At 65.4% G+C, this 20958-nt stretch carries 20 protein-coding genes; 7 read left to right on the top strand and 13 right to left on the bottom strand.

Translation table 11 applies throughout. The features are described 5' to 3' along the window. Positions 1–41: 41 nt before the first annotated feature. Both AC3G7M_RS11110 and AC3G7M_RS11115 read right to left on the bottom strand, forming a co-directional pair. Positions 42–1550 (bottom strand): amino acid ABC transporter permease/ATP-binding protein, encoded by a 1509-nt coding sequence (locus AC3G7M_RS11110; RefSeq protein WP_489211967.1) that lies wholly within the window; start codon positions 1548–1550, stop codon positions 42–44. A 76-nt stretch (positions 1551–1626) separates the two neighbouring features. Next, complete coding sequence (locus AC3G7M_RS11115) at positions 1627–2445, bottom strand: ABC transporter substrate-binding protein (protein ID WP_489211968.1); 819 nt, start codon at positions 2443–2445, stop codon at positions 1627–1629. 151 nt (positions 2446–2596) lie between these two features. Here AC3G7M_RS11115 and AC3G7M_RS11120 point away from each other — a divergent pair, with 151 nt between their 5' ends. The 5 genes from AC3G7M_RS11120 to AC3G7M_RS11140 all read left to right on the top strand — a co-directional run bounded on the left by AC3G7M_RS11120 (position 2597) and on the right by AC3G7M_RS11140 (position 7823). After that, entirely contained in the window at positions 2597–3661 is a 1065-nt protein-coding gene (locus AC3G7M_RS11120; protein WP_489211969.1) for a LacI family DNA-binding transcriptional regulator, read from the top strand. A gap of 290 nt (positions 3662–3951) precedes the next feature. After that, positions 3952–4980 carry a sulfate ABC transporter substrate-binding protein gene (locus tag AC3G7M_RS11125; protein ID WP_489211970.1) on the top strand — a complete coding sequence of 343 codons (1029 nt, stop codon included), beginning with the start codon at positions 3952–3954 and terminating at the stop codon, positions 4978–4980. Further along, positions 4980–5855: a sulfate ABC transporter permease subunit CysT gene (gene cysT, locus AC3G7M_RS11130; RefSeq protein ID WP_489211971.1), complete on the top strand. Its 876-nt coding sequence runs from the start codon at positions 4980–4982 to the stop codon at positions 5853–5855. The genes AC3G7M_RS11125 and cysT overlap by 1 nt, the downstream gene beginning before the upstream one ends. Further along, positions 5848–6702 carry a sulfate ABC transporter permease subunit CysW gene (gene cysW / locus AC3G7M_RS11135; RefSeq protein WP_489211973.1) on the top strand — a complete coding sequence of 285 codons (855 nt, stop codon included), beginning with the start codon at positions 5848–5850 and terminating at the stop codon, positions 6700–6702. Before cysT ends, cysW begins: the two co-directional genes overlap by 8 nt. Then, a complete protein-coding gene (locus tag AC3G7M_RS11140) occupies positions 6702–7823 on the top strand; it encodes a sulfate/molybdate ABC transporter ATP-binding protein (RefSeq protein WP_489211975.1) in 1122 nt (373 codons plus the stop codon). Before cysW ends, AC3G7M_RS11140 begins: the two co-directional genes overlap by 1 nt. A gap of 54 nt (positions 7824–7877) precedes the next feature. On the opposite strand, the gene AC3G7M_RS11145 is transcribed toward AC3G7M_RS11140, so the two are convergent. Further along, complete coding sequence (locus AC3G7M_RS11145; RefSeq protein ID WP_489211976.1) at positions 7878–8576, bottom strand: pirin family protein; 699 nt, start codon at positions 8574–8576, stop codon at positions 7878–7880. A 121-nt stretch (positions 8577–8697) separates the two neighbouring features. Between AC3G7M_RS11145 and AC3G7M_RS11150 the strand changes: the two genes are divergently transcribed. After that, positions 8698–9630 carry a LysR family transcriptional regulator gene (locus AC3G7M_RS11150; RefSeq protein WP_489211977.1) on the top strand — a complete coding sequence of 311 codons (933 nt, stop codon included), beginning with the start codon at positions 8698–8700 and terminating at the stop codon, positions 9628–9630. 95 nt (positions 9631–9725) lie between these two features. Beyond that, complete coding sequence (locus AC3G7M_RS11155) at positions 9726–10673, top strand: ROK family protein (protein WP_489211978.1); 948 nt, start codon at positions 9726–9728, stop codon at positions 10671–10673. On the opposite strand, the gene AC3G7M_RS11160 is transcribed toward AC3G7M_RS11155, so the two are convergent. From AC3G7M_RS11160 to AC3G7M_RS11205, 10 genes are read right to left on the bottom strand one after another with little or no spacing between them, the layout of a single operon-like run. Then, the gene (locus AC3G7M_RS11160; protein WP_489211979.1) at positions 10670–12142 is read right to left on the bottom strand and encodes a protein adenylyltransferase SelO; all 1473 of its coding nucleotides are present in this window, start codon (positions 12140–12142) and stop codon (positions 10670–10672) included. The two genes, AC3G7M_RS11155 and AC3G7M_RS11160, sit on opposite strands and share 4 nt — an antisense overlap. Positions 12143–12173: 31 nt before the next feature. Further along, positions 12174–13007 (bottom strand): class I SAM-dependent methyltransferase, encoded by an 834-nt coding sequence (locus AC3G7M_RS11165; protein WP_489211981.1) that lies wholly within the window; start codon positions 13005–13007, stop codon positions 12174–12176. A 51-nt stretch (positions 13008–13058) separates the two neighbouring features. Further along, positions 13059–13838 (bottom strand): cysteine hydrolase family protein, encoded by a 780-nt coding sequence (locus AC3G7M_RS11170; RefSeq protein WP_489211983.1) that lies wholly within the window; start codon positions 13836–13838, stop codon positions 13059–13061. Next, a complete protein-coding gene (locus tag AC3G7M_RS11175; RefSeq protein ID WP_489211985.1) occupies positions 13831–14259 on the bottom strand; it encodes a cupin domain-containing protein in 429 nt (142 codons plus the stop codon). Before AC3G7M_RS11175 ends, AC3G7M_RS11170 begins: the two co-directional genes overlap by 8 nt. Then, positions 14259–15938 carry a CocE/NonD family hydrolase gene (locus AC3G7M_RS11180; RefSeq protein WP_489211987.1) on the bottom strand — a complete coding sequence of 560 codons (1680 nt, stop codon included), beginning with the start codon at positions 15936–15938 and terminating at the stop codon, positions 14259–14261. The genes AC3G7M_RS11175 and AC3G7M_RS11180 overlap by 1 nt, the downstream gene beginning before the upstream one ends. Then, positions 15935–16951, bottom strand: coding sequence for an LLM class flavin-dependent oxidoreductase (locus AC3G7M_RS11185; protein WP_489211990.1), 1017 nt, complete (start codon positions 16949–16951; stop codon positions 15935–15937). Before AC3G7M_RS11185 ends, AC3G7M_RS11180 begins: the two co-directional genes overlap by 4 nt. Beyond that, entirely contained in the window at positions 16948–17715 is a 768-nt protein-coding gene (locus tag AC3G7M_RS11190) for an ABC transporter permease (protein WP_489211991.1), read from the bottom strand. Before AC3G7M_RS11190 ends, AC3G7M_RS11185 begins: the two co-directional genes overlap by 4 nt. Beyond that, complete coding sequence (locus AC3G7M_RS11195) at positions 17712–18491, bottom strand: ABC transporter permease (protein WP_489211993.1); 780 nt, start codon at positions 18489–18491, stop codon at positions 17712–17714. Before AC3G7M_RS11195 ends, AC3G7M_RS11190 begins: the two co-directional genes overlap by 4 nt. Further along, positions 18488–19885, bottom strand: a complete 1398-nt coding sequence (locus tag AC3G7M_RS11200) for an amidohydrolase family protein (RefSeq protein ID WP_489211995.1) — start codon at positions 19883–19885, stop codon at positions 18488–18490. The genes AC3G7M_RS11195 and AC3G7M_RS11200 overlap by 4 nt, the downstream gene beginning before the upstream one ends. Before the next feature lie 20 nt (positions 19886–19905). After that, positions 19906–20922, bottom strand: coding sequence for an ABC transporter substrate-binding protein (locus AC3G7M_RS11205; protein ID WP_489211996.1), 1017 nt, complete (start codon positions 20920–20922; stop codon positions 19906–19908). Between the last annotated feature and the right edge of the window lie 36 nt (positions 20923–20958).

Genomic DNA, 20958 nt, shown 5'->3' on the forward strand with positions numbered 1-20958 from the left:
CTTTCAATCGAGGATAGAGAGGCAGGGGAAGGGTGGTGCCGCTACAGCACCTCGGACAGGAACCGCTGCAGGCGGTCGCTTTTCGGCTGTCCGAAAATCTGAGCGGGTGGGCCGACTTCGACGATGCGGCCTTCATCCATGAAGACCACCTGGCTCGCCACGCTGCGGGCAAAGTTCATCTCATGCGTGACCACCACCATCGTCATGCCGCGCTGGCCCAGCTCGCTCATGAGATTGAGCACGCCTTTGACCAGTTCGGGGTCGAGCGCGCTGGTCGCCTCATCGAAGAGCATGATCTCAGGCTCCAGCGCCAAAGCGCGGGCGATGGCGACCCGCTGCTGCTGGCCGCCCGAAAGGTTGTTGGGCCGGTGATCGGCCCGTTCGGCCAGGCCGACCTCGGCCAGTTGGCGCTGTGCCCTGGCTCGCGCATCGGCGCGGCCTTTGCCCTGCACGCGGCGCAGCGCGAGGGCGACATTGCCGAGGGCGGTATGGTCCGGGAAAAGGTTGAACTGCTGAAACACCATGCCGACGCGGCGGCGCAGCCGGTCGGGCTGCCACGGCAGCACGCTTTCCCCGTCCAGCCGGATATCACCGGCGGAGGGTTCCACCAGCCGGTTGAGGCAGCGCAGCAGCGTCGATTTGCCGGAGCCCGATGGGCCGATGATGCAGGTGACGGTGCCGGCCGGAATGGTGAGCGTCACATCATGCAGCACCTGCAGCGGACCATAGGCCATGTCGAGGCCGATAACCTCCAGACTGCCGCCGGAGAGATGCGGGCGGCTGGCGGGCGGGCTGCTGGCAGCGGCCTCCGTCACTTCCTGCAAACCGCTGACGAGGGCGGTCGGGCGCCGGCCGGTGCGCAGGCGCGTGTCGATGAAATTGACGGCGTGGGTCAGCGGCACGGTGATGAGGAGATAGAACAGGCCGGCGAGCAGAAGGGGGGAGAGGTTGCCCGTATCGACCGCCGCATCCTGGCCGACGCGAAACAGCTCGCGCTCCCCCGGCAGCAGGCCGAGGAAATAGACGAGGCTGGAATCCTTGATATTGCCGATGAACTGATTGACGAGGGCGGGCAGCACGCGGCGGATTCCTTGCGGAATGATGACCAGGCGCATGCCCATCGAATATGTCATGCCAAGCGCACGGCAGGCTTCGAGCTGTCCGCGATCCACGCTTTGAATGCCGGAGCGGAAAATCTCACCGATATAGGCGCCGGCGATGAGGCTGAGGGCGGCGATGCCGAGCGGAAACGGCGATGGGCCGAACAGCATCCGCCCCAGCCGGGCAAAGCCTTGACCGATCAAAAGAATGGTCACGATCGCCGGTAGGCCGCGAAAGATATCGGTATAGAGGCGGGCGGGCAGTTTCAGCCAGGCTAGGCGCGCGATGCCGCAGACGGCGAGCACCAGGCCGATGAAAACGCCCAGTATGGTCGAGCACACAGCGAGAATCAGCGTGTTCTTCAGCCCGACCAGAATCAGGTTGGGCAGCACCGCCAGCATGGACGGCCAGTCAAGAAACGTCTCTTTCAGGTTTTCCAGCCAGTTCATGCAGGGTCCTCTGCTGAAGCCGCAGGTAAGGGTTCAAGGTCCGGCTTCAGCAAAGCCCGCGACATGATGGGGATGATTACTTCTGCGGCAGGTATTGCGGCGTCAGCGGAGATCCCGGGAACCACTTCACGTACAGCCTCTCCCAGGTGCCGTCCTGCATGGCGTCATGCAAGGACGTGTTGATGGCATCGAGAAGAGCGGGATTGCCTTTGCGCACGACGAAGCCTGCCGGTGCATCGAAGGACGGGATGTTCACCGCGACCTTCAGGGCATGAAAGCGCTGCGTCTCCTGCTTGGCCTGTTCGTAATCCAGGAAATGCGCGTCGATGGTGCCATTGTTCAGCGCGGCGATGGCGGAATTATTATCGGGAAACTCCACCAGGCTGGTCTTGGTGAAGTGCTTGCGCGCGTAAATCGCTTCGAGCGAGCCTTGCAGAATGCCAAGGCGCTTGCCGGCCAGATCATCTGCGGTCTTGATGGACGGGTCGGTGGTCAGGACCGAGAGGAAGCCGACCAGATAGCCGTTGGAGAAATCGACGAATTTCTTGCGCGGCGTCGTGGTGCCGATCGCGGCGGCCGCCACGTCAAAGCGGTTATTGGCGACCGAGGGAATGAGGGCCGAGAAATCCTGGCCGGTGAAGGTCACATGGCCGGAGTCATAGCCCATGCGGCGGGCAACATCGCGAAACAGCTCGATATCGAAACCGGTGAAGGCGCCACTGGCATCGGCGAAGGCATAGGGTTTCGCGTCATCCATGGTGCCGACGCTGATCGTGCTCGGGTCGATCAGGTGATAGGGGTTGCCGGGCGGCGGCGCGGCGTGCGCGGGCGTGGCGCCCATGGCCAGGCAGGCCAGGCTCGCGGCGGCGAAGACACGTCGGGACAGTCGTTTCATGCGCAGGGGTTCCGTGTTTGAGGGATAGGCTCAAAGGCGACGGCCAGGGGATAGCCAGCTGCGGCACTAGTGCTGCCACAAAACTGAGACCGGTCTCAATAGCTAATTTCATCGGCTTGACGGGAATAGGCGGGGACGGTTACGGCGGGTCATGACCCTGGAGACGCCCCCGAGAAAGCCAGCGACCGTGCAGGACGTGGCGCAAGCCGCCGGTGTCGCCAAGGCGACGGCGGCGCGCGCGCTCGGCCACTATGGCGCGGTCAGCGCGCGGGTGCGGGCGCGGGTGATCGCGGCTGCTGAGGCGCTCGGCTACAGGCCGAACGAGATGGCGCGCTCGATGAGCACCGGACGATCGGGGACGATCGGCGTCATCGTCGGCGATATCGAAAATCCCTATTTCGGCCTCGCCGTGCGCGGCATCAGCGATGGCGCCCGCGCGCTGGGCTTCAACGTCATTCTGGCCAATTCCGCGGAAAGTGCCGAGGAAGAGCGCATGACGGTGGAGGTGCTGGCGCGCAAGCAGGTCGATGGGCTGATCGTGGCACCGGCCGTCGCCGCCGACATCGCGCATTTGCAGGACTTTGTGGATAGCGGGCGCCCGCTGGTGCTGATGGATAGATCGCTCGCCACGCTGAGCGTCGATACCGTGGTGATGGATGACGCATCCGCAGCGGCGGCGGCGACATCGCTGCTTTTGACGTCGGGGCATCGGCGCATCGCCTATCTGACCGCCACCAAAGTTCCGGGCGATGCCAGCGTTGCAATAGACATATCAACGGTCGCTAACCGTATCGCCGGTTTTGCCCAGGCCATGCGCTCGGCGGGCATCGCCGATCCGCTTGGCCTGGTGCATTTCGGGGTAACGCCGCGCAGCGACGGCCAGGACGTCATCCGCAGGCTGCTGACGCAGGCCGAGAGGCCCACGGCGGTGCTGGCCTCAGACAGTCTCATCGCACTCGAGGTTCTGCGTGCGACCAAGGTCCTCGGCCTGACCATTCCAGACGACCTGTCTCTGGTCACCTTTCACGATGCCGATTGGACCAGCGCGGTGACGCCGGCGGTCACGGTCCTGGCCCAGCCGGCCTATGAGCTGGGACAGGCGGCGGTGCGCATGCTGATCGAGCGGGTGGAGGGGCTGTCGGTCCCGCCGCGCCGGGTGGAACTGCCGGTGCGCCTGATCGCGCGGGATTCGGTGGCGAAGCCCGTCACCGGCTAAGCGGCCATCGGTTCAGGCGATGAAAATTCTGAGTGTCGCCAGGCCATAAACTTCCGCTATCTACGTAATCAAGACGTAAATATAAGCAAAATCGTCGCATTCAGCGAATAATGCACTTTTTTAGATCGATATATTGACTTGTATCGCCATGGTATGGCGTGTTGTCGCTAATCCTACGGATGTATGGCGGGGGTCATATGCGCGAGGTCGGCCAGCCGGGCGCTTCGTCATGTGTTGTCCCGTCATCTTCATCTCAGGGCAAATGCGATCTTACGGAAAGTGGGCCAATCATGACCGACATCATCGGGATCAACCGGCGGACAGCCCTGGTGGCGGGCGCCGCCGCGGGACTGGGCGCCGTTCTGCCCGGCTTGCTGCGGCCGGCTGAGGCCGCAGCACCGCTTAAGCTTCTCAACGTCTCCTATGACCCGACGCGGGAGCTTTATGCCGAATACGATGCGCGCTTCGCGGCCGCCTGGAAGGCCAAGACCGGCGACGATCTGGCGGTCAGCGTCTCCAATGGCGGGTCGGGCGCGCAGGCGCGGGCCGTGATCAGCGGGCTGGAGGCGGATGTCGTCACCCTCGCGCTGGGCTATGATATCGACGCCATCGCCAAGGCCGGGCTGCTGGCCGCCGATTGGCAGAAGCGCCTGCCCAGCGGCAGCACGCCCTATACCAGCACCATCGTTTTCCTTACCCGCAAGGGCAATCCCAAGGGTCTGACGGACTGGCCGGATCTGCTCAAGCCCGGCGTTCAGATCGTCGTCGCCAATCCCAAAACCTCGGGCGGCGCGCGCTGGGCTTTCCTGGCGGCCTACGGCTGGGCGCTCTCGGCCTTCGGCGGCAGCACGCAGAAGGCCAGTGACTATGTCCGCGCCTTCTACAAGCAGGTTCCCGTGCTGGATGCCGGATCGCGCGGCGCGACCCTGACCTTCACCAACCGCGGCATCGGCGACGTGCTGATCTCCTGGGAGGACGAAGCGCATCTGGCGGTCGCCAAGGGCGGCGCCTATGACATTGTGACGCCTTCCAAAAGCGTTCTGGCCGAGCCGCCGGTCGCGGTCGTCGATGCCAATGTCGACCGTCACAAGACGCGCGCCGTCGCCCAGGCCTATTTGGAAGGCCTGTACACGCCGGAATCGCAGGACCTGCTGGCCAAGTATTTCTACCGGCCGCGCGATCCGCAGGTCCTGGCCAAATATGCGGCGCAGTTTCCGAAACTCGATCTGTTCACGATCGAGACCTTTGGCGGCTGGCAGGCCGCGCATAAGCACTTCTTCGCCAATGGCGGTGTCTTCGACCAGATCTACGGTGGTTAATGTCCCTCGCTGACAGCAAGCCGGGTTCGGGGCTCGCCTGGCTCCGCCCGGCAAGCCGGCGGCGGACTATTCTCCCGGGGCTGGGCCTGAGCCTCGGCATTACGCTTTTCGTGCTCAGCCTGATCGTTTTCCTGCCGACTGCCGCGATGGTGGGCGACGCGGCGACGCTCGGGTTCAGCGGTCTGATCGGCTTGCTGGCGACGCCGCGCGTGCTCGGCGCCTTCAAGGTGAGCCTGGGCTGCGCCGGGCTCGCGGCGCTCACCTCCGGCGTCTTTGGGCTGCTGATCGCCTGGGTGCTGGTGCGCACGCGCTTCCCCGGGCGCAGGCTCGCGGACGCGATGGTCGATCTGCCGTTCGCGCTGCCGACCTCGGTCGCCGGCATCGCGCTGTCCACCCTCTATGCGCCGAACGGCTGGCTGGGGTCCTGGCTCGCGCCCTACGGCATTCGGATCTCCTTCACCGTCATCGGCGTCTATATCGCGCTGACCTTTGTGGGCCTGCCCTTCGTCGTGCGCAGCGTGCAGCCCGTGCTGCAGGATCTGGAGGCGGAGCAGGAGGAGGCTGCCCATATGCTGGGCGCCGGGCGCCTGCAGATTTTCAGCAAGGTGATCTTTCCGTCCATCCTGCCGTCTCTCACGGCCGGCTTCGCCATGGCCTTCGCGCGCGGCCTGGGCGAATACGGGTCGGTCATCTTCATCTCCAGCAACCGGCCGGGCGTGTCCGAGATCGTACCGCTGCTGATCGTCAACCAGCTTGAGCAATTCGATTTCGCGGGTGCCGCCGCCATCGGCACGCTGATGCTGGTTCTGTCGCTGCTGGTCCTATGCGCCATCATGCTGCTGCAGCGCCTGGTGCGGAGCGGCCGGCATGGCTAAGCCGCATTCTGCTGGCCGGCGCGGTGAGACGAGCCCCGCCCAGATCATCATGATCGTGGTCGCCCTGCTGTTCATGGTGCTGTTTCTGCTGCTGCCGCTGCTGACGGTCTTCGCCCAGGCATTCGCGAGCGGCATCGGCGGCTATATAGCCTCCATCACCGACCCCAATACGCTGTCGGCGATCTGGCTGACGCTGGTGGTCGCGGCCGTGGCGCTGGTCGTGAACGTCGTCTTCGGCCTGGCCGCCGCCTGGAGTCTGGCACGCTTCCGCTTTCCCGGCCGCCTCGTGCTGCTGACCGTGCTGGACCTGCCCTTTTCCGTGTCGCCTGTCGTCGCCGGTCTCATGCTGGTGCTGCTCTATGGCCGGCAGGGCTGGCTTGGGCCCTGGCTGGAGGCGCATAACCTCAAGATCATCTTTGCCCTGCCGGGCATGATCATCGCCACCGTCTTCGTGACGCTGCCCTTCGTCGCGCGCGAACTCATCCCGCTGATGGAAGAGCAGGGGGCGGATGAGGAGGAGGCCGCGATTCTGCTCGGCGCCTCGGGCTGGCAGATGTTCTGGCGCATCACCATCCCTAAGCTGCGCTGGGGCCTGCTCTATGGCGTTTTGCTCAGCAATGCCCGCGCGATGGGCGAATTCGGCGCCGTCTCGGTGGTGTCCGGCAATATTCTCGGTCTGACGGATACGATGTCGCTCGACGTCAAAGCGCTCTACGATGGCTATAACATCGTCGGCTCCTTCGCTGTCGCCTCGCTGCTGGCTTTGCTGGCGCTGGTCACGCTGGTCGCCAAGACAGTGCTGGAGCGGCAGTTCCTGGGCCGCTCGACGAAAGAGGTGCGCGTCTGATGGCCGGCCATGTTTCCATCCACAATGTCTCCCGCAGCTTCGGCGCCTTCGCGGCGCTGAACGATGTCTCGCTTGAGATTCCGGCGGGCGAACTGGTGGCGCTGCTCGGCCCCTCGGGCTCGGGCAAGACGACGCTGCTGCGCATCATCGCCGGGCTCGATTTCCCGGATCAGGGCCAGGTGCTGATCAACGGGGAAGACAATGTCGCCCGCCACCCGCGGGAGCGTGGTGTGGGTTTCGTCTTTCAGCATTACGCGCTGTTCCGGCATATGACGGTCGCCGGCAATATCGCCTTCGGCCTGCAGGTGCGCCCGCGGGGGCAGCGGCCGCGCAAGGCCGACATCAAGTCCCGTGTCGCCGCCTTGCTGGATCTGGTGCAGCTCGGCTGGCTGGCTGACCGCTACCCGAGCGAGCTGTCAGGCGGACAGCGGCAGCGCGTGGCGCTGGCCCGTGCTTTGGCGATCGAACCTCGGCTGCTGCTGCTGGATGAGCCGTTCGGTGCGCTGGATACCAAGGTGCGCAAGGAACTCGGCCAATGGCTGCGCGATCTGCATCATGATCAGGCCATTACCAGCCTGCTGGTGACGCATGATCAGGAAGAGGCGCTGGAACTGGCCGATCGCATCGTCCTGATGTCTCAGGGCCGCGTCGAGCAGATCGGCACGCCGGCGGAACTCTATCTGCGTCCGGCCAGCCCCTTTGTGCTGGAGTTTCTGGGTGAGGCCAACCGCATCTCCTGCAAGCTCGGCGAGGGCGGCCTCGCGCGGCTGACGGCGACCGGCGATGTGGTGGCCCAGACGGTGGAGGCGGACGACGCCTTCGCATCCCAGGGCCAGGCCCTGACGCTCTATGTCCGCCCGCATGACCTGACATTGGAAGCGCGCCCAGACGGACCGGCGGTGGTGCGCGCCATTAAAGTCGCGGGCGCCTTTGCCAAGGTCGAACTGGTGCTGGGGGACGTGGCGCTGACGGCCCTGACGCCTTTGCACCGGCTGCCGAGCCTGCATCTGCAGGAGGGATCGCGCGCCCGGCTGATCGTCTCCCAGGGCATGAGCTTTGTCCCCGAGGCCGCTTTGGGCTCGCTCCGCTTTGAGGCGCCCCGGTCCTTCGCGATGGCATGAAAAAGGGAGCGTCCCTTAGGACGCCCCCTTTTGCCTCAGCCGCCAGGTGTCAGATCAGGCGGCGTCGACCAGCACGATTTCGGCGTCGTCCAGGCCCACGATATCCAGCGCCGTCTCACCGGTGATGGCGGCACCGTCCCGGGCCTTCAGCGTGGTGCCGTTGATGGTGACCGAGCCCTTGGCGAGCACCAGATAGGCATGGCGGCCGGCATCCAGCGGCAGGGTCACCGTCTCCCCGGTCTTCACCGTCGCGCCCATGACCCGGGCATCGGCGCGGATGGGCAGCGCGTCGTCGTCACCCGCAATGCCGCTCGCCAGCGTCACGAAGCGGCCAGAGCGCGCATCCTTCGGGAAGGGCCGCGCCCCCCAGGAAGGCTTGCCGCCGCGCGTCTCCGGCATGATCCAAATCTGGAAGATGCGCGTCGTGTCGTCTTCCTCATTCCATTCCGAATGGCGGATGCCGCTGCCGGCGGACATCACCTGCACGTCGCCCGCTTCCGTGCGGCCGGCATTGCCGAGGCTGTCCTTATGCGTAATGGCGCCATCGCGGACATAGGTGATGATTTCCATATCCGCATGCGGATGCGGCGGGAAACCGGATTTCGGCGCGATTTCATCATCATTCCAGACCCGGATCGCACCCCAGTTCATGCGCTCGGGATCGTAGTAATTGGCGAAGGAGAAGTGATGCTTCGCATTCAGCCATCCGTGATTGGCACCACCGAGGCCAGTGAAAGGTCTGACGTCGATCATTGGAATAACTCCTCGCGGCAGGACCCTGATGTCCCGTCCTTGCAGCGGAAGATGAACCTCGACACGGAAGACGAAAACAGAAAAGATGGAACGCCATTCTTTCCAAAAACAAGGCTGAGCGATGTCACTGCCTGATCTGGAAGCCTGGGCGATCTTCGCCAAAGTCGCAGAAACCGGGTCCTTCGCGGGGGCGGCGAGCGACTTGGGCATTACCGGCCCGACCGTCTCCAAGGCGATCGCCCGGCTGGAAGCCAGATTTGGGGAGAAGCTGATCCATCGCACCTCCCGCCGTTTCGCGCTGAGCGAAACCGGGCGCGTGCTGGCGGTGCGGGCTGCGCAGATTTTGGCGGAAGGCGAGGCGGTGGAGGCTGAGGCGCAGGCGAAATCCGCGCGCCCGCGCGGGCGCATCCGGCTCGCCGCGCCAATGTCCTTCGGGCTGCGCCATGTCGCCCCCGCCTTGCCGGACTTTCTGGCGGCCTTCCCCGAGATCGCCGTCGACCTGCATCTGGATGACCGGCTGACCGATCTGGTGGCAAACGGCATCGATGTGGCGCTGCGCATCGCCGATCTGCCCGATTCCGGCCTGATCGCGCGCCGGCTCTGCGCCGTTCACCGCTATGTCGTGGGGGCGCCCGCCTATGTCGCGCGCCATGGCAGGCCGCAGCGGCCGCAGGATCTCACGCAGCATCGCTGCTTCGGCTACAGCAATCTTGCCAGCGGCAATGTCTGGCATTTCCGCCATGCGGGTGATGGCAGGGCGGAGGCCGTCAGCATCAGCCCACGCCTCTCGGCCAATAATGCCGAGGCGCTGACCGCCTCGCTGGAAGCGGGCGAGGGGCTGGCTTTGCAGCCGGATTTCATCGTCTGGGAAGCGATCGCCGCCGGCCGCCTTGTTGCTGTCCTGCAGGATTGGCTGGCGCCCGATCTGTCCCTGCATCTGGTGACGCCTTCGGGCGGCCCCAGGCCGCTGCGGACGCAGGTTCTGGTCGACTTCCTGGTGGGCCGCTTCGCCTCCGGTGCCGCGCCCTGGACGCAGGTGGCGCGCGCCGCCTGATGCCGGGTCGATCGGGGGCAGAGCATGCCTGCAGGCCCTGGTCTTTAGGCCAACAGCGCATTACCAGGGCTCGCCCGATGATGGACGAGCCTTGCATGCAGATGACTGAAACCCAGACATTCCCACCAACCCAGGCCATTGGCGTCGATATCGGCGGCACCTCCGTCAAGCTTGGGCTGATTGCCAGCAGCGGTGCGGTGCTCGCCAAGCGCGCCATTCCCTTCGATACCGGTTGGAGCTTTGGCGCCTGCGCCGAAGGGATCGGCGATGAGGTGGCAAGCCTGCTGGGGCAGGTGACCGCGCCGGCGACCATTGGCATCGGCGTGCCGGCCTATCCCCATCCTGAGACGGGGGCGCTGATGCAGCCGGTGCCGAACGTGCCACCGCTCGCGACCGGCTCGCTCAAGACCGTGTTTGTCGACCGTTTCGGCCTGCCGGTGACCGTCGCGAATGACGGTGTCTGCGCGGCCCAGGCCGAGCTTGATTTCGGCGCCGGCCGCGGCTTCCGGCGTTTCGCGGTGATGACGCTCGGCACTGGCATCGGGGGTGCGATCGTCATCGACGGACAGGTGATCGACGGTCCGAACGGCCTGCCGCCGGAGTTTGGCGCCATCTCGCTCGATCCGTCGCGCACGGATGTGCAGGACGTGGTGCCCGGCGCCTTTGAATATCTGGCGAGTGCGGCAGCCCTGCAGCGGCGCTACCACCAGCTGTCGGGCGCGGCGGAGGCGATTACGCCGCGCGACATCTTCGACCGCGCGAAGGCAGGGGAGCCGCTCGCCTTGCGCGTAGTGGACGAGAATGGCCGCTGGATCGCACAGGTGGTCGGCATCCTCTCCAACCTGCTCAATCTGGAAGCCGTCATCCTCGGCGGTGGCCTGTCCCATGCCGGGCCGTTCCTGCTGGAACAGGTCGAGCGGCATGCAAAGCACTTCTACTGGGCGCCCTTCGGACGCCCGCCCAAGCTGCTCCTCGCGGAACTCGGCAATGATGCCGGCATCGTCGGCGCGGCGGCGATCGGTTTCGCCGCGCTGGGCGGTTAGGTGCCGCAGAAGGTCTGCAGCACCCGCTCCTCCGGCACCGGCGGCAGAGCATAATCTTCCTGTCCGGGCTGGTCCTCGTAAGGCTTGGCGAGGACCGCCAGGAAGCGCTCGAACGGACCGAAATCCTGGGCCTCGACGCCCGCGGCGATGACGCGCTCCATTTGGTGGTTGCGCGGAATGAAGGCCGGGTTCACGGCGCGGAGCGCAGTCCGCACCTCAGCCAGGTCACGACCGTCGGCGGCCAGATGCGCCTGCCAGCGCGGCAGCCACGTGTCCAAGGCACCGGCATTCTCGCCGAAGACAGCGCGGAGCGCTGAGTCGTCACCCGTCGCCGCATCGGCGAGAGCCCGGAAGGTGAGGGTGAAATCGGCCGTGTGCTGGGCCATCAACGTCAGCAGCGCATGGGCGCACGAGACATGGCCCTCCACACCCGGCGTAAGTCCGATCTTGCCGCAGAGTCCTTCATCATAGGCGGACTGGAAGCGCGGCACGTAGAGTTCCAGAGCGGCGCGGGCCTCCGTGAGGCCTGTTTCCTCATCCGGCCCCAATAAAGGCAGCAGCGCCTCGGCGAGGCGGGTCAGATTCCAGAAGCCGATATTGGGCTGGTTGCCATAGGCGTAGCGGCCCTGTTCGTCGATGGAGCTAAGCACCCGCTTGCTGTCATATTCATCCATGAAGGCGCAGGGGCCGAAATCGATCGTCTCACCCGAAATCGTCGTATTGTCGGTATTCATCACGCCATGGATGAAGCCGATATGCAGCCAGCGCGCGATGAGATCGGCCTGGGCCGTGATCACGCCTTCCAGAAAGGCGCGATACGGGTTTGCTGCCGTCGCCGCCTCCGGGTAATGCCGCGCGATCGCATAATCGGACAGGATGCGCAGCGCTTCGACATCGCCCTGCGCCGCGAAATACTGAAAGGTGCCGACGCGCAGGTGGCTGGCAGCGACGCGCGTGAAGATCGCGCCTGGCAGCAGCCGCTCCCGCCGCACCGGCTCACCGGTCAGCACGGCCGCAAGCGCCCGCGTCGTGGGCAGGCCAAGGGCGGCCATCGCTTCGCTGATCACATATTCCCGCAACACGGGACCAAGCGCCGCACGCCCGTCACCCCGGCGGGAAAAGGGCGTCGGGCCTGAACCTTTGAGCTGGATATCCCGCCGTCCGTAGCGGCCCACCACTTCGCCCAGCAGCATGGCCCGCCCGTCGCCCAGTTGGGGGGAGAAGCCGCCGAACTGATGGCCGGCATAGGCCTGGGCCAGAGGTTCCGACCCTGCGGCCACCGCGTTGCCGGCCAGGATCGCGACACCCTCCGGGCTTTCCAGCTGCGCTGGATCTATCCCCAGTTCTTCCGCCAGCGCGGGGTTGACGCGGATGAGGCTGGGGGCGGCGACCGGCACCGGCGCCATCTTCACATAGAAGCGCTCCGGCAGCCGGGCATAGGTATTATCGAAAGGGATCTGCACGGACATCGGCCGGACTCCAAAGATAAGCGCGGCGGCCTCAGGGATTGGCCGCGCTGACGATCCAGACCGCGGCCGGCATCATCACGCCATCTGGTGTCAGATAGGCAGAGAGCGCCGCGCGCACAACAGGTAGCACAGAGGTGGCAAGGCCGGGATTGTCCCGCAAAACCGAGGCGAGCGGTCCGACGCGGCCTGTCAGAGCCAGCGTCTCCTCCAGATCGCCACTGCCGATCAGCGCGTCATAGGGCGTCACCGTGATGGCAGCGAAGCCGGCATCGGCCAAAATGCCTCTGACCCGGTCCGCGTCGGCAAAGGCGAAGGGACCGGGCGCCAGCGGGTCACGCTCGGGCTGGGGTGGCAAAAAGGGCAGGGCGGATTGAACGGGCACGCCCATCCAGGGGTTTTCCGTCGCTGGGCGCCAGCAGACGAAGGCCAGCCGCCCGCCGGGTTTCAGCATGTGGCGGATATTGGCGAAGGCAGCCGTGGGATCGCTGAAGAACATGACCCCGAAGCGCGAAAAGGCCGCGTCGAAACGCGCGGCACCCAGGTCGGCCGTCTGCGCGTCCGCGCGCAGGAAATCCGGGGCCGCTGTGCTTTCCCCCGCGCGCTGCCGGGCCACGTCCAGCATCGGCTCGGAAATATCGAGGCCAAGGACAAAGCCCGCAGGACCGACCGCCTCGGCCAGGGCGAAGCTCGTGTCGCCGCAGCCGCACCCGATATCGAGGATCACTTCACCCGGTTGGGGGCTGAGCGCGTCCAACCCGGCGGCCCCCAGCGGCTGCAACTGCCGGTCCAGCTGCGCCTGGAGATCGGCCCAGGTCAGCCCGACGGAGGAGTTCCAAAATTCGGCCTGCGCCTCATTGCCGCTCATGGCTCATCCTGTTTCGCGTGTGCGAAGCAGGATGGCACGTCCGTCTGCGCGTTACGAGGGCGGGGTCTGGGCCAGGAATTCCGCTGATTGCGTGACGAAGCCGAAGCACTGCTTGACATTGTAGATCGTGGCGGCGAAGCAGTAGTCGGGCGAGGTGGTCGCACTGCAGTCTTCCAAAAGAATGCAGTCGTAGCCGAGGAAATTCGCATCCTGCAGCGTGCAGAGCACGCATTGATCGACATTCACCCCCGCAAACAGCAGCGTGGTGACACCCAGATTGCGCAGAATGCTGTCGAGTTCGGTATCCCAGAAGCCGGACATGCGGAATTTGGCGACATGGATGTCGGCGGGCTCGGGCGCCAGTTCATCGACCACCGCCGCCGACCAGCTGCCCGCCTCCAGCACGTGCGCGCCTGACCCCGGCAGCGGATCACCGATACCGGTGCCGATGCCGCTGGGCTTATAGACATGCAGCAGGGAGGGGCTGGCATTCAGCCGATCCGCCCGGTGGCCCCAATTGACCCAGAGCACCGGCACATCCTGCGCGCGGAGTTGCGGCAGCAGCTTGGCGAGATGCGGGATCGGCGCCCGCGCCGGCGTGACATCGACGCCGATAGACCCGAGCCAGCCTTCGGGATGGCAAAAATCATTCTGCATATCGACGACCAGGACAGCCGTCCGCGCCAGATCGAGCGTCACGCGCTGGGGAGCGGCCGCAATTGCCAGCCGGCGCGGCGACAGCGGGGTGCGGCAGAGATCGACCTCGGTCGCCGAGACCCGCCATTGATTGCGCGGGCTGGAGCCGAGCGGCACCATATCGACGTCAGCCACCGGACGCGCCCCCCAGCACGGCGAGGTCTTCTGCGTCGAGTTCCACCGGCGTGCCGCTGCGTATGAGTTCGGCAAAGCCTTCATTCGGCGTCATTACCGTCAGGCAATAGAGTTTTTTCGTGCCGGTATTGTGGACGATATGCTCATTGCCGGGATGCAGCAGCAGGGCGTCGCCCTTTTTTAAGGGCGTTTCCTGATCACCGCAGCGGGCGATGCCCTCGCCGGACAAAACATAGAAAAATTCATCCGCCTGCACATGCTCATTCGGTGGCGTGGCGCCGCCAGCCGCGAAAATTTCGATTACAAAAATATTTTTTATCGAGTCCTTTTCGGGGTCGAAGAGGACCGCGAAATAGTTCGTGTCCGTAGGGCTGATGCGAAAGGCTTTGGCGGTTGCCGCCGCTTCCTTGCCGAAGGTCATCATCGGGCCAGGCTCCTCAAAGGGGAGGTGGAAAGATCGCGTCCGGCCTCGGTCCAAGGCAGGATGAGGTGGGATGGGGTGGCACCGCCATGGGCGATGGAGAGTGTGATCACCTGCGCCTCGTCGATCGTCGCTGTCGCGGGTGGCGCGCCCGTGCCGGGATTGACCGGATGGGCAGGGTAGCTGGCCCCTGCGAGGGACAGGCGCAGCGCCGCACCCGGCCGGACGGTGGCGCAGATGGCACGGAGCGACATGCGGATCGGCAGTGCCTCGCCCGATGTCACGCGGCGATAGCCTTGTGTCAGCACCACCGCACGGCCCTCGGGCGTGACTTCCGATAGAACGGCAGAGATATCAAATGATAGCGCATCAGCGGTGACGAACAGATCGAGATCAACGGCACCGGCCAGCAGGCCTTCCGCGGCGAAGGGCGGGGACGTGTAGCAGGCAATATCCGCGCGCTGGTCCAGCGCCGTGCGGTCCTGCCGCCCCATGGGGGCGGCGTCATGCCCGCCGAGCGAGGGGACCGGCCGCCATGGGTCATGCACCACGTCATCCTGTCCGGCGTCGGCCGCCTCGCTCTCCAGCCGCCCGTCGATGACGGTGGCGACCGCAAGGCCGCTGCTGCCGAGGAACAGGGTGCGCGTGCCGCCCGGCCAATCCGCGAAATGCCGCCAGCCGCGTGCGGTGACGTCGAAAAGATCAAGTCCGGCGCCGATCGCCGGTCCATCCTTGAGGAAGCAATCAAACCAGTCGCGCTGCAAGGCGTCGATGGCGCCATCGGCCGCTGGGCCCATATCGCCGCCGGAAGCCCGGCCCCAGGGCAGATGCGGCCAGGGACCGATGACCAGCCTTTGCGGTCTGTCAGATACGGCAAGCGCGGTGGCATGGGCATCCAGCGTGCCCATCAGCATGGTGTCATACCAGCCGCCGATATGCAGCATCGGCACGTCCATGCGCTGGCCGGCCAGCGCCCCGCGTGGTGAGATGCCGTGCCAATAGGGCGCATCGGCCTCTGTCTGCTCCACCCAATCGGCGAAATGACCCAGATTGCGATAGCGGCGCAGGATATCGGGGAAGGACGGCGTATCGTCCGTCAGCGGCAGCGCCTTGGCGGCGCGGGTCAGATCACGAAAGGCCTGTCTTTCGCCGTCATGCTGGGCGCGGATCGCGGCCATCTGGATGCCCCAGCCGATACTGTCGGAAAAGCGGAAGGCGCCGCCTTCATAGGCCCAGTCGCCATGCACGTCCCAGCCGATCATGACGGGGCAGAGCGCGCCGAGCGCGGGCGCCCCGCCGGCCAGGGCCAGGAGCTGCGTCATGCCCTGATAGGAAAAGCCATACATGCCGACGCGGCCCGTAGAGCCGGGCAGGGCGGCCGCCCAGGCGACCGTCTCGGCGCCGTCCGCGCGTTCGGTCTCAAAAGCGCGGAAGTGGCCTTCGGATGTGCCGGTGCCGCGCACATCCTGGATGACGACGATATAGCCCTGCGCCGCATACCAGCGCGGATGGGCGAAAACGACGGTGGAGGCGATGCGCCTGCCGTAAGGCTGGCGCATGAGCAGAACGGGGTAAGGCCCGCCCGTGCCGGGCCGATAGATATCGGCATCCAGCCGCACGCCATCCGCCAGCACCAGGCTGGCGGTGATCGGTCCTTCGACGGTCAGCGTCGGGCTCATGCGGCCGCTCGCGTCTCGGGAAAGCGCAGCCGGGGCCGCACTTCGGTGGCGATCAGCCGAAGGGACCGCGCGATGGCTTTGGTGTGAATGCCCGGCAGTTGCGGCATCACATCCAGCCGGTCGATGCCGGTAAGCGCGATATGGGCATTGAGCATCTCGGCGACCTCATCCGGCGTGCCGGTCAGGAAATCGACCTGCCGGCGTTTTTCGGCGGGCGTCTCCGCCGTCTCGGGCAGCAATCCATCGGCGATGGCTTGCGCATGATAGCCCTTGTAGCCAAGCAGGCCGAAATAAAGCTCGGTCGCTTCCGCGCAGGCGTCTTCCGCCTCGGCGCGCGTGTCTGCCACGAAGACCAGGCGCACGCCGCGCGCTTCGCCCTGTCCCCCCGCCGCTTTGTAGCGCTGCACGAAGCGCGATTGGGTGATGCCGTTCTCGGCCTGGCCCACCACGAAATTCAGCCCGGCGGCGGCGGCGAACTCGATGCTCGCCTCATCGCGTGCCGCGACCCAGATGCGCGGGATGAGGTCCGGCGCGGGTTTGAGGGAGAGCGGCTTTTCGCCCTGCGGGGCATCGCCGCCCAAATAGCCGAGCAGATCCGTCAACTGGCCGCGAAAGCGCACCGCCTTCTCCCCGCGGGTTTCCGTACTGTCCGGCAAGGTCGGGCCCTGGCCGATGCCGAACTCCACCCGTCCGGGCGCGAGCAGATGGAGCATCATCATCTCTTCCGCTGCCCGGCGCGCGTCTGTTGCGAAAAGTTTGACGCCGGTGCCCAGACCAATGCGGCCCAGCCGGCCGGACAGATGGCCGAGGAAAACTTCCGCCGCCGGCACACGGCCGTAAAAGGCGCCGCTTTCCGCCGGCAGGTGATGTTCGCCGATCCAGACGGAGGAGAAGTCGAGCGCTTCCGCGAGCATCATCTCCGCGATCGCCGTCTCCAGCACGGCGGCATCGGGGATGCCGGATTTGCCCCACATCTGATTGAATATGCCAAGCGGGCGCGGGGCATTCATCATGTCAGACCTTCCGTAGGATCATTCGCCCAGGGCATCACCCGCCGTTCCAGCAGCACGACGAGACCGACAAGCAGCATGCTGCTGAAGGTGCCGATCAGCACCGCGGCCCAAACCTCGTCCGATTTGTACTGGGCACCGGCGAAGACGATGAGGTAGCCGAGGCCGCGATTGGCCGCGACCCATTCGGCCACGATGGCCGCGACGAAGGCGGAGCAGGCCGAAAATTTGAGGGCGGTGAAGATGAAGGGCAGGGCGGCCGGCAGCCGCACCATCCATAAGCGCTGCCAAGGCGTGGCATCCAGGCTGTGCATCAGCTCACCGACTTCGGCATCCGCACTGCGCAGCCCGCGCATGCCGTTCACCAGCATGGGGAAGAAGACAAGGAAAATGGCGACCAGGATCTTCGGTTCCATACCGTCGCCGAAACCAATGATCAGCGCCGGGGTGACGGCGACGATGGGCACGGATTGCGCGGCCATGGCCAGCGGCAGCACGGCACGGCGGCCGGGCGCGGAACTGACGAAGATGATGGCCAGCAGCAGGCCGAGCGCATTGCCCAGGATGAGGCCGATGATGGCTTCGGCTGCGGTAATGCCGGCATTGCCCAGGATCATGCCCGGCTGCGTCCAGAAGACCGCGGCGACCGCCAGGGGTGACGGCAAGACCAGCGGATCGGCCCAGCCGAGCGCGGTCGCCAGCCACCACAGGCCGAGGAGGGCAAGCAGGACCGCGGCCGGTCCGCCGATGCGCCAGGCGCGGCTCATATCTCACGCTCCGCCGCGGCCCAGGGTGTGACCGCGCGTTCGATCAAGGCGACGATGCCGACCAGGATGAGCGTCAGTGCCGCTGTCACCACAACGGCGGCCCAAAGCCGGGGGATCTTGAAATACTGGCCGGAAATGACGACGAGATAGCCCAGGCCGACATTGGAGCCGATCCATTCACCCACGATGGCGTTGATGAAGCAGGCCGTGGCCGAGACGCGCAAAGCCGCGAACAGGTAAGGAAAAGCGCCGGGCAGCTCGATCATGATCAGCCGCTGCAGGCGGGTCGCGGCCAGGCTGTGCAGCAGTTCATGATAGCCGCGATCAGCGACGCGCAAGCCGCGCGTCATATTGATCAGCATCGGAAAGAAGGCGGTGATCGACACCAGCGTCAAAATTGCCGGCAGGCCGCGTCCCATGACCAGCACAATGAGCGGCGTGATGGCGATGATGGGGATCGCCTGCGTGACCAGGGCCAGCGGAAAGAAACAGGCCCGCAGGCGGCGCGAGGCCGAGAGCAGAATGGCAGCGAGCAGCCCCAGCACGCTGCCGAGGACGAAGCCGCTAACGGCCTCCCGTGTTGTCGCCAGGGCATGGCGCAGCAGGATGGAGCGGTCACCTACCAGCGCGTCACCGAGACTGCCCGGAGAGGGCAGCAGGTAGGTCGGGATCATGCCTTGCGCGCTCATCCAGCCCCACAGCGCGATGATCGCGCCGAGCAGGAGGGCGGGCGGCAGAATGACGGCCGCCAGATGGGTGGCTTTCGCCCGTGTCACCGCGACGCCCCGACCGAACGCCAGGGCCGCTTTCCGAGATGCGCAATACCGGCGCGCGCGGCCAGCGCATCGGCCGCGGCGCGGGACCGGGCGCGCACGGCGCGCTCATCCACCGATATCACCGCACCGTCGCGCATGACGATGCGGCCGTCGATGATGACGGTTGAAACCTCATGCCCGAGGGCCGAATAGACCAGGGCCGAGACCGGGTGATGCACCGGGGCGATGGCGAAACTGTCGGTATCGATGACGGCGATATCGGCCTTCTTGCCGATTTCAATGGAGCCGATCTCATGATCGAGGCCGATGGCCCGCGCCCCGTCGATGGTCGCCATTTCCAGCGCCTTCTCGGCGGTGATGATTTCCGGGTTGCGGTGATGGCCCTTCTGAATGAGGGCCGCGAATTTCATCGCCTGGAACAGGCTGTGATTATTGCTGCTGGCCGGACCATCCGAGCCCAGCCCGACCGTGACGCCGGCCTCCAGCATGGCCGGAATCGGCGGGATGCCGGACGCCAGATACAGATTGCTGCAGGGATTGTGAGAAACGCGCGTATCATGCCGGCGCAGAAGGTCGATATCGGTCTTGCCGCATTGCACGCAATGAACAGCCAGCACATCGGGCCCGAGGAAGCCGATGTCGCTCAGCAATTCCGTATCGGTGCAATGGAAACGGGACTGCGACTGCTCGATCTCGAAAGCGGTTTCCGCGACATGGGTGGTGATGAAGGCGCCTTCCTCGTCCGCCAAGCGGCGGGTGGCGCGCAGCGTCCCGGCATCCAGCGCCCAGATCATGCTGGGCGCCAGTCCCACCTGCACGCGGCCGCCTGGGCGGTTATTGGCCCGGATGACGGCGCGCGCGTCGCCGAGCGCCTGCTCGGGTGTTTCGATCAGCGGAATGGGAACATCGAATTCGGCGCCCGCGGTCAGGAAGCCGCGGCACACCCGGCCACGCATGCCCGTCGCCTGGAAGGCATCCACCACCGCCTGCGTCAGGTTGGGGCGCGGATGCGCATACATGAAGTCCACAAGGGAGGTAACGCCGGAGCGGATACTCTCCACGCAGCCATGCAGGGCAGCAGCCGAGACATCTTCCCGTGTCAGCTCCACCGCAGCCGGACCCGTCATGCAGGTGAACCAGTCTTTCAGCACACGGTCATCGCCCAGACCCTTGAGCAGGGTCTGGAACAGATGCGTGTGGGTATTGACCATGCCGGGGATGACGATGCGGCCCTGGCAGTCGATCACCTCGGCCATCGGCTCGGCCGCGACCAGCGCGGCCCGGCTGCCGATGGCGGCAATGCGGTCACCCGCCAGGAGGATGCTGGCCTGTTCCAGCACCTCCCGCTTGGGATTCATGGTGATGACCCAAGCGTCTGCGAGGATGATCGTCATGGGGTAATTGCCTTGTCAGATCAGAACTTGGGCATGTCGGCTTGTTCGAGGATCGACGTCGTGAGCAGGCCTTCCAGCGGCAGCACCGTCTTGGTGACGCCCGCATCCTTCAGGTTCTGCGCCGTCTGCTGCCAGATCGTGGGATCAAGCCAGAAGATGCCCTTCTCAGCCGTCAGCGGGCTTTTCATGTAATTGACCTGCTGTTCGGCCTGAAAGATCTGCTGCGTGCGATCCAGACCATCGACGAAATTGCCGTCGATGATGTAATTCGCCGCGGCCTTCGGGTCCTGATAGAAGCTGACCCAGCCTTTGGCCGTCGCGCGCAGAAATTTCACCAGCGTCGCCTGGTTTTCGGGCTTCGCGAAATAGCTGCTTTTGACAAAGAAGGAATCGGCCTGGGCATTGAGCCCGTATTTGCCCAGCGGCAGCACGGTGGTCGGCACGCCGGCCTGCTGCACCAGCAGCGGCTCGTTAAAGGCGAAGGTGGTGATTTCGCAATCGATGCGCCCGGCGATGAGCAGCGAGACGTCATTCGGCCCCACCGTCGTCGTCTTTACATCCGAAGGCTGCAAGCCGTTCTTGGCCAGGAAGAGCTTGAAATAGGGCTGTGCATTGACCTTGACGCCGATCATCTTGCCTTTGAGATCGGCTGGCGTATTGACGCCGCTCGCTTTGCGGCAGGTCATGGCGATGGGCTGGGTCTGGAACTGGCCGGCGAAGACGGTGAACTTCTCGCCCTGGCCTTCGCCCGCCAGGATCGGTTCGGGATTGTCGATGCCGATGGTCGCGATGCCGGCGGCGACCATCTGCACCTGATCGACGCCCTGGCCCGCCGGGATCAGCGTCACGTCCAGACCCTCAGCCTTATAATAGCCCTGCTTCAGCGCGTATTCGGGGCCGTACATTTCGACATCCGGGATATAGCCGAGCACGACGGAAAGCTTCGTCATGCCGGCGGCCTGGGCGGACACCGCACCCAGACCCAGCATGGCTACACCCGCCAGCAGCGAACTTATCCAGCCTTTGCGCATACGCATCTCAATTCCTCATATGATAAAAAGGGCAGCGTCTGT

It is taken from the genome of Acidisoma sibiricum (genome assembly GCF_057837225.1).

Bases quoted from the DNA above. Each gene is read 5' to 3' on its own strand.
- AC3G7M_RS11110 (WP_489211967.1), bottom strand. From the start codon at position 1,550: ATGAACTGGCTGGAAAACCTGAAAGAGACGTTTCTTGACTGGCCGTCC.
- AC3G7M_RS11115 (WP_489211968.1), bottom strand. From the start codon at position 2,445: ATGAAACGACTGTCCCGACGTGTCTTCGCCGCCGCGAGCCTGGCCTGC.
- AC3G7M_RS11120 (WP_489211969.1), top strand. From the start codon at position 2,597: ATGACCCTGGAGACGCCCCCGAGAAAGCCAGCGACCGTGCAGGACGTG.
- AC3G7M_RS11125 (WP_489211970.1), top strand. From the start codon at position 3,952: ATGACCGACATCATCGGGATCAACCGGCGGACAGCCCTGGTGGCGGGC.
- cysT (WP_489211971.1), top strand. From the start codon at position 4,980: ATGTCCCTCGCTGACAGCAAGCCGGGTTCGGGGCTCGCCTGGCTCCGC.
- cysW (WP_489211973.1), top strand. From the start codon at position 5,848: ATGGCTAAGCCGCATTCTGCTGGCCGGCGCGGTGAGACGAGCCCCGCC.
- AC3G7M_RS11140 (WP_489211975.1), top strand. From the start codon at position 6,702: ATGGCCGGCCATGTTTCCATCCACAATGTCTCCCGCAGCTTCGGCGCC.
- AC3G7M_RS11145 (WP_489211976.1), bottom strand. From the start codon at position 8,576: ATGATCGACGTCAGACCTTTCACTGGCCTCGGTGGTGCCAATCACGGA.
- AC3G7M_RS11150 (WP_489211977.1), top strand. From the start codon at position 8,698: ATGTCACTGCCTGATCTGGAAGCCTGGGCGATCTTCGCCAAAGTCGCA.
- AC3G7M_RS11155 (WP_489211978.1), top strand. From the start codon at position 9,726: ATGCAGATGACTGAAACCCAGACATTCCCACCAACCCAGGCCATTGGC.
- AC3G7M_RS11160 (WP_489211979.1), bottom strand. From the start codon at position 12,142: ATGTCCGTGCAGATCCCTTTCGATAATACCTATGCCCGGCTGCCGGAG.
- AC3G7M_RS11165 (WP_489211981.1), bottom strand. From the start codon at position 13,007: ATGAGCGGCAATGAGGCGCAGGCCGAATTTTGGAACTCCTCCGTCGGG.
- AC3G7M_RS11175 (WP_489211985.1), bottom strand. From the start codon at position 14,259: ATGACCTTCGGCAAGGAAGCGGCGGCAACCGCCAAAGCCTTTCGCATC.
- AC3G7M_RS11180 (WP_489211987.1), bottom strand. From the start codon at position 15,938: ATGAGCCCGACGCTGACCGTCGAAGGACCGATCACCGCCAGCCTGGTG.
- AC3G7M_RS11185 (WP_489211990.1), bottom strand. From the start codon at position 16,951: ATGATGAATGCCCCGCGCCCGCTTGGCATATTCAATCAGATGTGGGGC.
- AC3G7M_RS11190 (WP_489211991.1), bottom strand. From the start codon at position 17,715: ATGAGCCGCGCCTGGCGCATCGGCGGACCGGCCGCGGTCCTGCTTGCC.
- AC3G7M_RS11200 (WP_489211995.1), bottom strand. From the start codon at position 19,885: ATGACGATCATCCTCGCAGACGCTTGGGTCATCACCATGAATCCCAAG.
- AC3G7M_RS11205 (WP_489211996.1), bottom strand. From the start codon at position 20,922: ATGCGTATGCGCAAAGGCTGGATAAGTTCGCTGCTGGCGGGTGTAGCC.